Raw genomic sequence first — 13,389 nt, forward strand, 5'->3', positions numbered from 1 at the left:
GATGAACGACATCCTGGACGCGCTGGCCGAGCGCGGCAGCATCACCGTCGACCGCCTGGCCGCGACCGCGGGAGCCTCGCGCGCGACGATCCGGCGTGACCTCGCGGAGTTGGCCGCGCGCGGTCTCGTCGTGCGCACGCACGGAAGGGCGCGCGCGGCCGGCGCGAACCTCGAGCGGCCCGAAGCGCTGCGGGACGCGCGGTTCAGCGACGCCAAGCGAAGGATCGCGCGGACCGCCGTGAACCTGCTTCCGTCCGGGGCGCTGGCGATCGCCATGGGAGGCGGAACGACCACCGCCGAGGTGGCACGGGAGCTTCCCGACCGCGAGGGTGTGACGATCATCACGAACTCCCTCACCATCGCCGCCATCGCCGGAGGCCACACGTGCTGCGCCGTTCTCATGACCGGCGGCAGGCTCCGGCCGCAGTCGTCCGAACTGGTCGGAACTCCGGCGGAGCGAGGCTTCCAGGCAGCCCGCGCGGGAATCGCGGTTCTCGGCGCCGACGGCGTCAGCGCCACCGGTGGCGTGAGCACCCATGACCCGGCCGAGGCCCGCACCAACCATGCAATGGTCGCCTCCGCGCGGCGGACCATCGTCGTGGCCGACGGGTCCAAGGTGGGTCGCCGATCCGGGGCGTCCATCGCGGAAACGTCGAAGATCGACGTTCTCGTGACGGATGCCGCGGCCGACCCGCGCGAGTTGGCGCACCTGCGCGCCGCGGGCGTGCGCGTGGTGCTGGCCTGACCCGGGCTGGGAAGCATCCGCGCACGGGGGCTGCGCGTTTCCCGCCTCTCGTGGACAGTCAGCCGCCGCCGCATTAGCGTCCGTCTCGGACCCGGAGAACCCGGGCGACCCCCCCGGAACATGAGGAGACATCGATGCGAACGATCCACCGAAGACGCGCCGGTCTGACCGCGCTGACCGCCGCCATGGCAGCGGCGGCGGTCCTGGTGGCCGCCACGCCTGCCACCGCCGCCCATCCGCGCCCCACGGCCCAGCCGAGCGTCGTGACCTACCAGGAAGACGAGGCGGTGATCGCCAACCCCGCGCGCGGCTTCTACCGCCACACTGAGACGCATTCGCTCGCCGGCGGCACAGGATGGGCGCCGCTCACCGCGAAAGAGCTGGCGGATTACCGCGCGGAGGGCGTGTCGCAGATCCTGCGCGTGGTCTATCTGGAGCGCTACGTCGCGGCCGACTTGGACGCGGCGCTGCTCGACGCGCTCGCCGCCGACTTCGCCACCGCCCGAGCGGCGGGAGTGTCGGTCATCCTGCGATTCGCATACACGGAGACCCAGGGTCCGGTCGGGGGACCGCATGGCGATGCGCCTCTGGAGCGCGTGCTCGCTCACATCGACCAGTTGACGCCGGTGCTGCGCGCGAACGCGGATGTCATCACGGTGCTGCAGGCGGGCTTCATCGGGGTGTGGGGCGAGTGGTACTACACCGACCATTTCGTCGCGGATCCCGCGAATCCCGGTGTCGTCACTGACGCCGACTGGGAAAAGCGCAGCGCCGTGGTCGACGCCTTGCTGGAGGCTCTTCCGTCCTCGAGATCCGTCCAGGTTCGCGTGCCGCGCGCCAAGCAGCGCGCCTTCGATCGCCCGACCGGCGAGGCCGGCGCGCTGTCGGAGGGCGAGGCGTACAGTGGTGCGCCGATCTCGCGGGTGGGCCATCACAACGATTGCTTCCTTGCCCCCTGGAACGACGCCGGTACCTTCCTCTCCGATCCCCCGGAGCTGGACCAGGACTACCTGGCGGCGGAGACCCGCTTCGTTCCGATGGGCGGGGAGACGTGCCAACTGAACGAACCCCGTACGAACTGGAAGTCGGCGTCAGCCGAAATGGCGCGCTATCACTTCAGTTACCTCAACCGCGGCTACAACGAGGAGGTCTTGAACTCCTGGGGTCAGAAGAACCTCACCAAGGTCGCCAAGCAACTCGGGTACCGGTTCGTGCTCGAGCAGTCCCGCGTCGTGAGCGGAGCGAAGCCCTCGCTGGAGATCGTCCTTCGCAATGAGGGATGGGCGGCGCCCTACAACGCGCGTCCCGTCTCGGTGGTGCTCGACGGGCCGTCGGGTCCGGTGACGGTGCGTCTCGACCAAGATCCGCGGACGTGGGCGCCGGGGAAGCAGGTCACGCTGACCGTGCCCCTGGAGGGCCTGCCGGCCGGGCAGTACACTGCGTCGCTCGCGCTTCCCGCGCCCGAGGAGTCGCTGGCCGACGACCCGCGCTTCGCCATCCGCACGGCCAACATCGGAACATGGGACGCCGAGCGCGGCGTCAACCGTCTGCAGCAGAAGGTCGTCATCGGCGCCGCGCCGACGCCGGAAGGCTGACCCGCCCTCGCCGAGAAACAATGAACCGGGCGAGACACGACGCGACGCGTGGTGTCTCGCCCGGAACGTTGTTTCTCGCGCGTGATGTGGGGCGGGCAGGAGTCAGGGGGCCGGCTTGGGGCGGATCACCCGGCCGGGGGCGCTGTCACCGGACGGCACCGGGCGGGCGGCCGTCTTCGGTGCGTGGGAAGGCGCGGGAGGCGAAGGCGCCGCATCCGGTGCCGCCCGGGGCACGGGCGGCGGAAACGCCGCGTCCGGTGCCGCCCGGGGCGGGGGCGGAGCATCCGCTGCGCGCGGGGGCGCGGGCCGATCATCCGCCCCGGCGGGAAGCTCCAGCGCGACCCTCTGCTCGAGCACGTCGATGGCCTCGTCCGAAAGGGAGAGGAGCCCGTCGAGTTCTTCGCGCACCCTCCGGTACGCGAGCTGGCGTTCGGCGGGGGTGGCTGCCTGGTCCACCGCGACGGTCAGCAGCTGCTGGGCCGTGTCGAGGCGCTTCCGCTCCGCGTCGGTGAAGGAGGAGGCCTTCACCCGGCGCGCGTCGCGCTCGGCCACCTCGAAGGCGACCTCGTAGTCGGTGACGGCGTTGCGATACTCGGTCAGCTCCTGGTGCGTCAGCCGCGCCTTCGCCGACGCGGGGCGCAGCCCGTCGGCCGCACGCTTGGCCCGCAGGTAGGCGGCGGTCAGCGGCTGACGACCATCGCTCATCGCGGGATAGGCGATCATCTTCGCCACGTCCAGCTCGTACTCCAACCACCGGGCGGTCACGGCGTCGTGTGCCGCGAACAGCCGTTCCAGCTGCGCGGACTGCGACTCGGCGGGCAGCTCACCGGATGCGGCGGCAGGTCGGGCGAGGCCCGCGGCTTGCGCGGCCCGGAGTTCGCTCTTGGCCTTCAGGATCTCCAGGCGCCGCTTGTGTCGGCGGCGCGTGGCCCTCTCCCAGCTGCTGGCCACGCCGCCGGCGATGCCGAACAGCGGAAACGCCAGCCACCAGTAGTCGCGGAGGAACTGCCAGAAGTCCACGTCGCCATGCTACGCGGGGGCTCGCCGGGAGGAGGCGGCTACTCGGTAGGCGGGCGTTTCCGGTTCTTCCAGCCGGCTTCCGCGGCGCGCGCCACGGCCTCGGCCGATCGCGCGACCGCGCGGGACGTCGAATCCATGACGTCGCGCGCGAGGTCCGACCACCGGTCGGCGGGGGAGGGTGTCTCGTCCGGGTCGCCGTGCGCCCGACGCGCCGCATGCTCGGCCGCCGCGAACGTGCGCTCGGCCTCCCGGACCGCGTCGCGGTAGGCGGCGAAGTCGGCCGGGCGCATCTTCACATCGGCGTTCGCCGGCCGCAGCCACTGTGCGGTGGCCTGTGCGCGGAGGAATTCGGCGGTGAGGGGATGCTGCGGGTCGCTCATCGACGGATAGTCGATGGCCTTGCCCGCATCCGTCTCGTACGCGAGCCACCGCGAGCGCAGCGCGTCGTGCTCGGCGAGCAGCCGGGCCAGCGGAAGCGCATCGCGTCCCGCCCGCGCCGGCGGAACGGCGGCCCGGGCTGCGCGCACCCCGGCCCGGCGGGCCCGCAGGTCGGCGTACGCCGCCTGCAGGTCGCGCTCGGCCTGCGCCAGCGATCGACGGGCGGCGGCTGTCGCGCCGGGGGCGCCGCGGCCGGCCACCCGGTCGGCGTCCGCGCGCGCGACGGCTGCGCGAGCGCTGAGCACCCCCGCGCGGGCGCGGGTCAGTGCCTCGTACGCGCTGCGCACGTCGTGGCGCGAGGCCTCGAGCTCGAGGCGACGCGCCCGTCCGGAGCCCCGGCTCATGCGGACCCCCGCCCAACCGAGAGCGCCCGCGCCGACCGCAGCCGGAGCGATCCACCACACTTCGGCGAGCCAGAGCGGATCCACGCCTTCATGCTAATCGCGCGCCCTTCGTCTCGCTCCGCCCGCTCAGGAACCTTCCGGTTCAGCCGAGCAGCAGCGAGATCACCGTCGCGCCGCCGCCCACGAGGACCAGTGACGCGATGACGACCCATGCGACGATACGGATGCGGCGCTGCCGGGTCTGTCCGAGCGGTCCGTAGTCCTCCGAGTCGGTCATGGCGTCAGTCTAGGCGGCGGGCTCGGTGACGGTCGGCCCGAAAGCAGCCGGCAGCGTGGACGTCGACAGGTCGCGCAGCTCCGACACGGGGAGGGTGAACAGGCCCTGCACCTCCAGGGCGGGCTCGGTGCCGTCGCCGGGGGAGTCGGTCACGCCGATCCGCAGGACCGGGTATCCCCGGCCGGCGCACAGCCCGCGGAACTTCACGTCCTCCTCGCGGGGCACGGAGACCAGCACGCGACCGGTGGATTCGGAGAAGAGCGCCGCCGTCGCATCCACGCCGTCGCGCTCCATGATCTCGGTGAGCCACACGCGTGCGCCGACACCGAAGCGCAGCACCCCCTCGGCCAGCGTCTGCGCGAGGCCGCCCGAGGAGAGGTCGTGGGCGCTGGAGATGAGCGCCTGGTCGTTGCCGGCACGCAGCAGCTCGGCAAGCCGGCGCTCCTGAGCGAGATCCACCCGCGGCGGACGCCCGCCGAGGTGACCGTGGATGGTGCCCGCCCACTGCGAACCCGAGAGCTCGGTGGCGGTGACGCCCAGCAGGTAGAGGTTCTCGCCCGGGTCCTGCCAGCCGCTCGGGATGCGGTGGGCGACGTCGTCGATGATGCCCATCACACCCACGACGGGGGTGGGGTGGATGGGAGCGTCGCCGGTCTGGTTGTAGAACGAGACGTTCCCGCCGGTGACGGGGATGCCCAGTTCGAGGCATCCGTCGGCCAGGCCCGCGACGGCCTGCGAGAACTGCCACATGACCTCGGGATTCTCCGGGCTGCCGAAGTTCAGGCAGTCGGTGACGGCGGCGGGGGAAGCGCCGGTGACGGCGACGTTGCGGTACGCCTCGGCCAGCGCCAGCTTCGCGCCCTCGTACGGGTCGAGCTGGCAGTAGCGACCGTTGCTGTCGGTGGCGATCGCGAATCCGAGGCCCGACTCCTCGTCGACGCGGATCATCCCCGCGTCGTCGGGGAACGACAGGGCCGTGTTGCCCATGACGTAGTAGTCGTACTGGTTCGTGATCCACGCCGTGTCGGCGAGGTTCGGGCTCGACAGCAGCCGGATGAATTGGCTGCGCAGGGCGTCGGGGTCGCTCTCCCGCGGGAGGGCGCTCGCCGAGTCGTCGCGCAGCGCGTCGATCCACGTGGGGTACGCGACCGGACGCTCGTACACGGGGCCGTCGACGGCCACGGTCGACGGGTCGACGTTGACGATCTCGCGGCCGTGCCAGTCGATGACGAGGCGCCCGTCGCCGGTGACCTCGCCCAGCACGCTGGTCTCGACATCCCACTTCCCGGTGACGGCGAGGAACGCGTCGAGCTTGTCGGGGGCGACGATCGCCATCATGCGCTCCTGCGACTCCGACATGAGGATCTCCTCGGGAGTGAGCGAGGGATCGCGCAGCAGGACGTGGGAGAGCTCGACCTTCATGCCGCTGCCGCCGTTGGCTGCCAGCTCGCTCGTGGCGCAGGAGATACCGGCGGCACCGAGGTCTTGGATCGCCTCGACCAGGTCACCCTGGTAGAGCTCGAGGCAGCACTCGATGAGCACTTTCTCGGCGAACGGGTCGCCCACCTGCACGGCGGGCCGCTTGGTGGGGCCGGTGGAGTCGAACGAATCGGAGGCGAGGATGGATGCTCCGCCGATGCCGTCGCCGCCGGTGCGGGCGCCGAACAGCACGACCTTGTTGCCCACGCCGGAGGCGTTGGCGAGCTTCAGGTCTTCGTGACGCAGCACGCCGACGGCGAGGGCGTTGACGAGCGGATTGCCCTGGTACACCGAGTCGAAGACGGTCTCGCCACCGATGTTGGGCAGGCCCAGGCAGTTGCCGTAGAAGGAGATGCCCGAGACGACGCCGTGGACGACGCGCGCGGTGTCGGGGTGGTCGATCGCGCCGAAGCGCAGCTGGTCCATGACGGCGACCGGGCGCGCGCCCATCGAGATGATGTCGCGCACGATGCCGCCGACCCCGGTGGCCGCCCCCTGGAAGGGCTCGATGTAGCTGGGGTGGTTGTGCGATTCCACCTTGAAGGTGACCGCCCAGCCCTCGCCGATGTCGACGACGCCGGCGTTCTGGCCCATGCCCACCATGAGGCGGGTCTTCATCTCGTCGGAGACCTTCTCGCCGAACTGGCGCAGGTAGATCTTGCTCGACTTGTAGGAGCAGTGCTCGCTCCACATGACCGAGTACATCGCCAGCTCGCCGCTCGTCGGCCGGCGGCCCAGAATCTCGCGGATGCGCGCGTACTCGTCGGGTTTGAGGCCCAGTGCGCCGTAGGGCTGCTCCCGGTCCGGCGTGGCGAGGGCGTTGTCGACGGTGTCGGCCAGAGACGCTCGCGCGTCGTCGGCACCGGATGCCTCGGCGAGGGTATCGCGTGGTGCCGCGGCTCTCGCGACGGCGTTTTCAGCGGGGATTGTCACGCGGCTGCACTCCAGGATTCGGCCGAACAGATTCGGGGATGCCGGACGCGTTCAGTCTAGTTGGGCCCCACCGACGGGGCGCTCGCGTCAGTACAGGATCTGGAATCCGGTCGGCAGGCCGATCGTCAGGCTCACGAGCATCGACACGATTCCGGCGATGAACCCGGCTGAGGCCAGTTCGCGCGCGCGGCGGGCGTTCAACGACACGAGGCCGCAGATGAACGAGACCGCGGCGAGAATCCAGGCGCCCACCTGGGCGGGAGTGCTGAAGTCCTCGAGGTACACGCCGCCGAGCACGAGGATGCTGAGGTACCACGCCACCACGATCACCCCGCTGACCAGCGCGATCCACGACGCCACCCGCACGTCGCCCTTCGGAAGGTTCGACGGGCCGTCGGCCCGGGGAACACCCTTGCCGGGGTTGAGCGGGTCGGGCAGGTTGTCGTCGGCGAGACGGTCTTTCGCCCGGGTGGCACCGTCGGGGGACGTCATACCGCGAGGGTATCGGGCGCGGGGGCTCCCGGCATCCCCGCCTCGGGACGGCGCGGAAGGCAGGACGGCGGCGGGCATGGGGTTGACGGGCGCTTCGCGCGGGGCTAACGTGCAACCAAATGGTTGTACAAACTGTCCTCGATGACGCGGCGGTGGACCGGATCTTCCGAGCCCTCGCCGATGCCACGCGGCGCGACATCCTGCGCCGCACCCTCACCGGCGAGCAGTCGGTGTCGGCGCTCGCCGCCGACTACGACATGAGTTTCGCCGCCGTCCAGAAGCACGTCGCCGTGCTGGAAGCGGCTCACCTCGTTCGGAAGCGAGCCGAGGGAAGGGAGCGACTCGTGCGCGCCGATCCGGAGACGATCGCCCGCGCCCGCCGACTGCTCGCCGAATACGAGCGGCTCTGGCGGTCGCGCATTGACCGCCTCGACGACCTGCTGCGGGAAGACCCCGCGACCTGATCCGGATGCTGCGGCATCCACCTGTCCGAAGGAGAATGTCATGCCCGTCACATCCGTGACCATCGATCCCGAGGGCCTCACGATGACGCTCGTCGCCGACTTCCCGGTCGGTCCCGAGCGGCTGTGGAAGGCCCTCTCGGACCCACGCCAGCTGGAGCGCTTCTGGGGGCCTCCCGGGTATCCGGCCACCTTCGACGCGTTCGACCTCGTCCCCGGCGGGGTCGCCACGTACGCGATGACCGGCCCCCGCGGCGACGTCTCGCGCGGACGCTGGGAGTTCCTCTCGGTCGACGCCTCCGCCGGATACGAGGTGCTGGATACGTTCGCCGACGAGTCGGGCGCCGCATCCCCCGACATGCCCGCCTCGCGCATGACCTTCGCCATCACCGCAACGGACGCGGGGTCGCGACTGACCCTCGTCACCTCCTTCCCCTCGACCGAGGCGCTCGAGCAGCTCACGGCGATGGGCATGGTCGAGGGCGCGACGATGGCGATCAGCCAGCTGGACACCGTGCTGCGCGACCTCCGGGAGTACTCGCGGGGCGCGGGGACCGAGCTGGAGGTGCTCGACGACACGCACGTGCGCATCACGCGCGTCATCGACGGCCCGCGCGACCTCGTGTGGCGCGCACACCACGAGCCGGAGCTGCTGAAGCAGTGGCTGCTCGGCCCCGACGGGTGGACCATGCCGGTGGCGGAGGTCGACCCCGCCGTGGGCGGGCACTACCGGTACGAGTGGGAGCCCGCCCCCGGCGTCGCGGGGGAGAGGTTCGGCTTCGAAGGTGAGACGCTCCTCTCCGACCCCCCGCGGCGCGCGGTGACCACCGAGCGCATGATCGGGATGGAGGGGGAGGGCACCGTCAACGACATGACCCTCTACGAGGAGGACGGTGCGACGCTCCTCACGCTCCTCATCGAGTACCCCGACAAGGAGACGCGCGACATGATCCTCGCCACGGGCATGGTCGACGGCATGGAATCCAGCTACGCCCGCCTGGAGTCGCTCGTCCTGGCCTGATCTCCCGTCGACTCGCCACCTTCCGTCCGGCTTCGGGCCGATCCGGCGCGGATGGTGGCGAGTCGACCGGTGGGGGTCAGGGGTCAGCGCGCCCTGCGGCGATAGAGGCGCATCGAAACCGCGAAGGCCAGGACGAGGATGCCGAGGCACCAGGCCAGGGCGATCCAGATGTCCGAACCGACCGGCTGGTGCAGGAACAGGTCGCGCATCGAGTTCACGATCGACGTCACCGGCTGGTTCTCCGCGAACCAGCGCACCGGGCCGGGCATCGTGTCGGTACGAACGAACGCCGAACTGAGGAAGGGGAGGAAGATCAGCGGATAGGAGAACGCGCTCGCGCCGTCCACCGTATTCGCCGACAGGCCGGCGATGACCGCGATCCACGTCAGCGCGAGGGTGAACAGGAGCAGCATCCCGGTGACGGCGAGCCACTCCAGCACCCCGGCTCCCGACCGGAAGCCGAGCAGCAGCGCGACGCCCACCACGATCACGAGCGAGACGACGTTCGCCACGAGCGAGGTCAGCACGTGCGCCCACAGCACGGAGGAGCGTGCGATCGGCATGGACTGGAAGCGCTCGAAGATCCCGCCCTGCAGATCCAGGAACAGCCGGTACGCGGTGTACGCGATGCCGGATGCGACGGTGATGAGGAGGATCCCGGGGAGCATGTAGTCGATGTATGACTGCGTGCCGGTGTCGATCGCCCCGCCGAAGACGTAGACGAACAGCAGCATCAGCGCGATCGGGGTGACCGCGGTCGTGACGATGGTGTCGGGACTGCGGAGGATGTGGCGCAGCGAGCGGCCGGTGAGAACGGCGGTGTCGCCGAAGAAGTGCGTGGTCATGGTGCGGTCCTCTCGTCGTGGGTGGCGGAATCGCCTGCGGACGCGGTGCGGCTCGTGCCGCCGATGACCGCGAGGAAGATCTCCTCGAGGGTGGGCTGCTTCTCGACGTACTCGACCTTCGCGGGAGGAAGGAGCGCCTTCAGCTCGGCGAGCGTGCCGTCGGCGATGATCCGGCCGTCGTGGAGGATCGCGATGCGATCGGCCAGGTGCTCGGCCTCGTCGAGGTACTGGGTCGTGAGCAGCACCGTCGTACCGTGTGCGGCGAGTTCGCGCACGGCGTGCCAGACCTCGATCCGGGCCTCGGGATCGAGTCCTGTCGTGGGCTCGTCCAGGAAGATCACCGACGGGTCGCCGATGAGGCTCATCGCGATGTCGAGTCGTCGGCGCATTCCTCCGGAGTAGGCACCGGCCCTCCGGACGCCGGCATCGGTGAGTTGGAAGCGCGCAAGCAGGTCGTCGGCGATCCGGCCCGGATCCTGCTGGTGCCTGAGCCGCGCCACGAGCACGAGGTTCTCGCGACCGGTGAGCACCTCATCCACGGCGGCGAACTGGCCGGTGAGGCTGATCGACGAACGGACCCCGGCCGGCTCCGCGAACACGTCGCGCCCATCGATGACGGCCGATCCGGCGTCGGCGGAAAGCAGGGTGGCGAGGATCTTCACGATCGTCGTCTTCCCGGCGCCGTTGGAACCGAGGAGGGCGAAGACGCTGCCGCGGGCGACGTCGAGGTCGACGCCGCGGAGGACGGACACATCGCCGAAGGCCTTCTCCAGGCCTCGGACGTGGATGGCGGTTGTCATGATGGGTTCCTTCTTGAACGGTGGCGGGGTGCTGTCCGAGGCCGCACGAAGCCATCGCCTCGAGCCGCGGGGCCGGAGGGCGTGTCGTGCAGGATGTCAGGCGCTGCGCGCGCTGGTCAGGGCTTCTGCTCCTGGTCGGCCGAGTCGATGGCTTTCTCGAGGCGGGACTGTTCGGTACGGATCCAGCTCCCCCCGCCGTAGTTCTGCATGAAGGTGTCGGCGAAGGAGACGGGATCGTTGCCGACGACGTCGCGGATCGAGATGCCGGCGGCCGCGCTCTGCTCGAGGAGTTCGCCGAGGTCGTCGAGCATCGCGACGAGGCTGGCGCCGTCGTTGCTCGGCCCCAGATGCAGGAGGTAGCGCTCGAGGGCGGCCGCGGCGTGACGGTAGGGACCGGGTAGGCGCCGGACGCGCGCCTTGTAGGCCAGATACCGCTTCTTCTGCCCCAGATCTCCGATGATCTTCTCGTACCAGGCCACGGTCAGTCCCCTTCCTCGCGGAGCTGTTCCAGCCGTTCGGCGAGAAAACCCCACGTCTTCCAGAATTCGGCGAGCTGCTCCCGCCCGGTGGTGTTGAGTGTGTAGACCTTCCGGGGAGGCCCCTTCTCCGAGGGAACCTTCTCCACGTCGACCAGTCCGCGTTGCTCGATGCGGACGAGGAGTGCGTAGATCGTCCCCTCGGCGATGTCGGCGAAACCGCGCTCACGCAGCCCCGCGGTGATCTCGTACCCGTACGCGGACCGCTGCGCGAGCACCGCGAGAACGATCCCCTCCAGGACGCCCTTGAGCATCTCGGTGTCCGGTTTGCCCATGACGGCCCCTCCTGCGCTACTCAGCGTTGCTGGGTACCGGTAGATAGTAACGCCGAGTACCGGTAGATAGCAACACTAGGTACGGAGGTATGTAGGTACGAAGCCACGCCGGCGCGACGTCACGGTCGCCGGTATGGATGGTGTGAGGTTTCGCCACGGAGCCGTATGGGTTCCGTTAGGACGGTCCTCCGGCGCGCGATGCGGGTGTGTGATCGGGATTCGTGCCTGACCCGGCACGCGGCGCCCGACCCGTGGGGGCCGCTGCTCTCCGAATGGAGTCCCTCCGTGCTTGACCTCGTTTTCGTGCTGGGCGTGATCACCCTCTTCGTGATCCTCGGCGTCCTCGGGAAGGCGGTGGAGAAGCTGTGACCGTCTTCGCGTTCATCGCTGTCGTCCTCGCCATAGCTGCGATCGGCTATCTCCTGTTCGCCCTCGTGAAGCCGGAGCGGTTCTGATGGCGTGGCTGTCCGCCCTGCTTGCGTTGCTGACCGTCGCCGTCATCCTCGCGGTGCTGTATCGCCCGCTCGGTGACTACATGGCGTGGGTGTACACGACTCGCAAGGACTGGAGAATCGAGCGGGGCGTGTACGCCGTCATCGGCGTCGACGCCCGGGCCGAGCAGACATGGCAGGCGTACCTGCGGGGCGTGCTCACGTTCTCCGCGGTCGGCGTTCTCCTGGTTTACGGGATGCAGCGGCTGCAGCAGTGGCTGCCCTATTCCCTCGGCCTGCCGGCCGCCAGCGAACACCTGTCGTTCAACACCGCCGCATCCTTCGTCGCGAACACGAACTGGCAGTCGTACTCCCCTGAGCTGACGCTGGGGTACACGGTGCAGTTCGCGGCGCTCGTCGTGCAGAACTTCACCTCCGCCGCCGTCGGGATGGCCGTGGCCATCGCCCTCGTACGCGGGTTCGCGTACCGCCGGTCGGGGACGATCGGGAACTTCTGGGTAGACCTGACCCGCGGCCTGTCCCGCATCCTGCTGCCCATCGCCGCGGTCGCCGCCGTCGTTCTCATGGCGGCAGGCGTGATCCAGAACGTCAACGGATTCACGGAGGTCGCGACTCTCAGCGGCGGGACGCAGGTCATCCCGGGCGGCCCGGTCGCCTCCCAGGAGGCCATCAAGCTCGTGGGCACGAACGGCGGCGGGTTCTTCAACGCGAACTCCGCCCACCCCTTCGAGAACCCGACCGCATGGTCCAACACGTTCGAGATCGTGCTGATGCTCCTCATCCCCTTCGCGCTGCCCCGCACCTTCGGGCGCCTGGTCGGCGACAACCGCCAGGGCTACGCGATCCTCTCGGTCATGGGGGTGCTGTTCGTGGCATCGTTCGCGATCCTCACCGCACTGGAGTCGGCCGGCCGGGGTACCGCGCCGGAGCTGGCGGGTGGGGCCCTGGAGGGCAAGGAGCAACGCTTCGGGATCATCGCCTCCACCCTCTTCGCCACCACGAGCACAGGCACCTCCACGGGTGCGGTGAACTCGATGCACGATTCCTACACGGCGCTGGGCGGCATGATGCCGATGCTCAACATGATGCTCGGCGAGGTCGCCCCGGGCGGAGTCGGCTCGGGTCTGTACGGCCTGCTGGTCCTCGCGGTGATCGCGGTGTTCATCTCCGGTCTGCTGATCGGCCGGACCCCGGAGTATCTGGGCAAGAAGATCGGACCGCGCGAGATCAAGCTGGCCGCGCTGTACATCCTCGTGACGCCCACGCTCGTGCTCACCGGTACCGCGTTGAGCTTCGCCATCCCGGGAGTGCGGGAGGATGTCGAGAACACCTCGATCTGGAACCCCGGCATCCACGGCATGTCCGAGGTGTTGTACGCCTTCACCTCGGCGTCGAACAACAACGGATCGGCGTTCGCCGGCCTGACCGCGAACACCCCGTGGATGAACATCGCTCTGGGTGTCGCAATGCTGCTGGGCAGATTCCTGCCGATCGTGCTCGTCCTCGCCCTGGCGGGCTCGCTCGCGGCACAGGACAAGGTGCCGTCCACGGCCGGCACGCTGCCCACGCACCGCCCCCAGTTCGTGGGCCTCCTTGCCGCCGTGACGGTTCTCATCACGGCGTTGACCTTCTTCCCCGTTCTCGCGCTGGGTCCCCTGGCGGAAGGGCTGATCTGA

At 69.9% G+C, this 13,389-nt stretch carries 16 protein-coding genes; 7 read left to right on the forward strand and 9 right to left on the reverse strand.

Annotated elements, in window-relative coordinates:
* Position 1 precedes the first annotated feature (1 nt).
* Together AC2DGY_RS15855 and AC2DGY_RS15860 are read left to right on the forward strand one after the other, a co-directional pair.
* Positions 2–745 (forward strand): DeoR/GlpR family DNA-binding transcription regulator, encoded by a 744-nt coding sequence (locus AC2DGY_RS15855; protein ID WP_484510732.1) that lies wholly within the window; start codon positions 2–4, stop codon positions 743–745.
* 134 nt (positions 746–879) lie between these two features.
* A complete protein-coding gene (locus AC2DGY_RS15860; protein ID WP_484510733.1) occupies positions 880–2,340 on the forward strand; it encodes a DUF4832 domain-containing protein in 1,461 nt (486 codons plus the stop codon).
* A 102-nt stretch (positions 2,341–2,442) separates the two neighbouring features.
* Here the strand turns inward: AC2DGY_RS15860 and AC2DGY_RS15865 are convergent, their stop codons facing one another.
* From AC2DGY_RS15865 to AC2DGY_RS15885, 5 genes are all read right to left on the reverse strand, one after another.
* Complete coding sequence (locus AC2DGY_RS15865; RefSeq protein WP_484510734.1) at positions 2,443–3,360, reverse strand: hypothetical protein; 918 nt, start codon at positions 3,358–3,360, stop codon at positions 2,443–2,445.
* Between the two features lie 38 nt (positions 3,361–3,398).
* On the reverse strand, positions 3,399–4,226 hold the full coding sequence (locus tag AC2DGY_RS15870) for a hypothetical protein (protein WP_484510735.1): 828 nt from the start codon (positions 4,224–4,226) through the stop codon (positions 3,399–3,401).
* A gap of 58 nt (positions 4,227–4,284) precedes the next feature.
* The gene (locus AC2DGY_RS15875; protein WP_484510736.1) at positions 4,285–4,419 is read right to left on the reverse strand and encodes a hypothetical protein; all 135 of its coding nucleotides are present in this window, start codon (positions 4,417–4,419) and stop codon (positions 4,285–4,287) included.
* Positions 4,420–4,428: 9 nt separating this feature from the next.
* Positions 4,429–6,738 (reverse strand): phosphoribosylformylglycinamidine synthase subunit PurL, encoded by a 2,310-nt coding sequence (gene purL, locus AC2DGY_RS15880; RefSeq protein WP_484510765.1) that lies wholly within the window; start codon positions 6,736–6,738, stop codon positions 4,429–4,431.
* A 180-nt stretch (positions 6,739–6,918) separates the two neighbouring features.
* The gene (locus AC2DGY_RS15885; protein WP_484510737.1) at positions 6,919–7,323 is read right to left on the reverse strand and encodes a hypothetical protein; all 405 of its coding nucleotides are present in this window, start codon (positions 7,321–7,323) and stop codon (positions 6,919–6,921) included.
* Positions 7,324–7,442: 119 nt separating this feature from the next.
* Between AC2DGY_RS15885 and AC2DGY_RS15890 the strand changes: the two genes are divergently transcribed.
* Together AC2DGY_RS15890 and AC2DGY_RS15895 are read left to right on the forward strand one after the other, a co-directional pair.
* The gene (locus tag AC2DGY_RS15890) at positions 7,443–7,787 is read left to right on the forward strand and encodes an ArsR/SmtB family transcription factor (RefSeq protein ID WP_484510738.1); all 345 of its coding nucleotides are present in this window, start codon (positions 7,443–7,445) and stop codon (positions 7,785–7,787) included.
* A 40-nt stretch (positions 7,788–7,827) separates the two neighbouring features.
* Positions 7,828–8,805, forward strand: coding sequence for an SRPBCC family protein (locus AC2DGY_RS15895; RefSeq protein ID WP_484510739.1), 978 nt, complete (start codon positions 7,828–7,830; stop codon positions 8,803–8,805).
* A gap of 83 nt (positions 8,806–8,888) precedes the next feature.
* Here the strand turns inward: AC2DGY_RS15895 and AC2DGY_RS15900 are convergent, their stop codons facing one another.
* From AC2DGY_RS15900 to AC2DGY_RS15915, 4 genes are all read right to left on the reverse strand, one after another.
* Positions 8,889–9,650 carry an ABC transporter permease gene (locus AC2DGY_RS15900; RefSeq protein ID WP_484510740.1) on the reverse strand — a complete coding sequence of 254 codons (762 nt, stop codon included), beginning with the start codon at positions 9,648–9,650 and terminating at the stop codon, positions 8,889–8,891.
* Positions 9,647–10,450 carry an ABC transporter ATP-binding protein gene (locus AC2DGY_RS15905; RefSeq protein ID WP_484510741.1) on the reverse strand — a complete coding sequence of 268 codons (804 nt, stop codon included), beginning with the start codon at positions 10,448–10,450 and terminating at the stop codon, positions 9,647–9,649. Before AC2DGY_RS15905 ends, AC2DGY_RS15900 begins: the two co-directional genes overlap by 4 nt.
* Before the next feature lie 116 nt (positions 10,451–10,566).
* Entirely contained in the window at positions 10,567–10,929 is a 363-nt protein-coding gene (locus AC2DGY_RS15910; protein WP_484510742.1) for a DUF1048 domain-containing protein, read from the reverse strand.
* A 2-nt stretch (positions 10,930–10,931) separates the two neighbouring features.
* On the reverse strand, positions 10,932–11,261 hold the full coding sequence (locus AC2DGY_RS15915) for a PadR family transcriptional regulator (protein ID WP_484510743.1): 330 nt from the start codon (positions 11,259–11,261) through the stop codon (positions 10,932–10,934).
* A 165-nt stretch (positions 11,262–11,426) separates the two neighbouring features.
* On the opposite strand from AC2DGY_RS15915, the gene AC2DGY_RS15920 reads away from it, so the two are divergent.
* From AC2DGY_RS15920 to kdpA, 3 genes are read left to right on the forward strand one after another with little or no spacing between them, the layout of a single operon-like run.
* Complete coding sequence (locus AC2DGY_RS15920; protein ID WP_484510744.1) at positions 11,427–11,630, forward strand: hypothetical protein; 204 nt, start codon at positions 11,427–11,429, stop codon at positions 11,628–11,630.
* A complete protein-coding gene (locus tag AC2DGY_RS15925) occupies positions 11,627–11,716 on the forward strand; it encodes a potassium-transporting ATPase subunit F (RefSeq protein WP_484510745.1) in 90 nt (29 codons plus the stop codon). The genes AC2DGY_RS15920 and AC2DGY_RS15925 overlap by 4 nt, the downstream gene beginning before the upstream one ends.
* Positions 11,716–13,389 (forward strand): potassium-transporting ATPase subunit KdpA, encoded by a 1,674-nt coding sequence (gene kdpA, locus AC2DGY_RS15930; RefSeq protein ID WP_484510746.1) that lies wholly within the window; start codon positions 11,716–11,718, stop codon positions 13,387–13,389. The genes AC2DGY_RS15925 and kdpA overlap by 1 nt, the downstream gene beginning before the upstream one ends.

The sequence above is a fragment of the Microbacterium sp. Z6_144 genome (assembly GCF_057197625.1).

Bases quoted from the DNA above. Each gene is read 5' to 3' on its own strand.
- AC2DGY_RS15920 (WP_484510744.1), top strand. From the start codon at position 11,427: ATGGGTTCCGTTAGGACGGTCCTCCGGCGCGCGATGCGGGTGTGTGAT.
- AC2DGY_RS15890 (WP_484510738.1), top strand. From the start codon at position 7,443: ATGGTTGTACAAACTGTCCTCGATGACGCGGCGGTGGACCGGATCTTC.
- AC2DGY_RS15860 (WP_484510733.1), top strand. From the start codon at position 880: ATGCGAACGATCCACCGAAGACGCGCCGGTCTGACCGCGCTGACCGCC.
- AC2DGY_RS15895 (WP_484510739.1), top strand. From the start codon at position 7,828: ATGCCCGTCACATCCGTGACCATCGATCCCGAGGGCCTCACGATGACG.
- AC2DGY_RS15915 (WP_484510743.1), bottom strand. From the start codon at position 11,261: ATGGGCAAACCGGACACCGAGATGCTCAAGGGCGTCCTGGAGGGGATC.
- AC2DGY_RS15900 (WP_484510740.1), bottom strand. From the start codon at position 9,650: ATGACCACGCACTTCTTCGGCGACACCGCCGTTCTCACCGGCCGCTCG.
- kdpA (WP_484510746.1), top strand. From the start codon at position 11,716: ATGGCGTGGCTGTCCGCCCTGCTTGCGTTGCTGACCGTCGCCGTCATC.
- AC2DGY_RS15855 (WP_484510732.1), top strand. From the start codon at position 2: ATGAACGACATCCTGGACGCGCTGGCCGAGCGCGGCAGCATCACCGTC.
- AC2DGY_RS15875 (WP_484510736.1), bottom strand. From the start codon at position 4,419: ATGACCGACTCGGAGGACTACGGACCGCTCGGACAGACCCGGCAGCGC.
- AC2DGY_RS15885 (WP_484510737.1), bottom strand. From the start codon at position 7,323: ATGACGTCCCCCGACGGTGCCACCCGGGCGAAAGACCGTCTCGCCGAC.
- AC2DGY_RS15905 (WP_484510741.1), bottom strand. From the start codon at position 10,450: ATGACAACCGCCATCCACGTCCGAGGCCTGGAGAAGGCCTTCGGCGAT.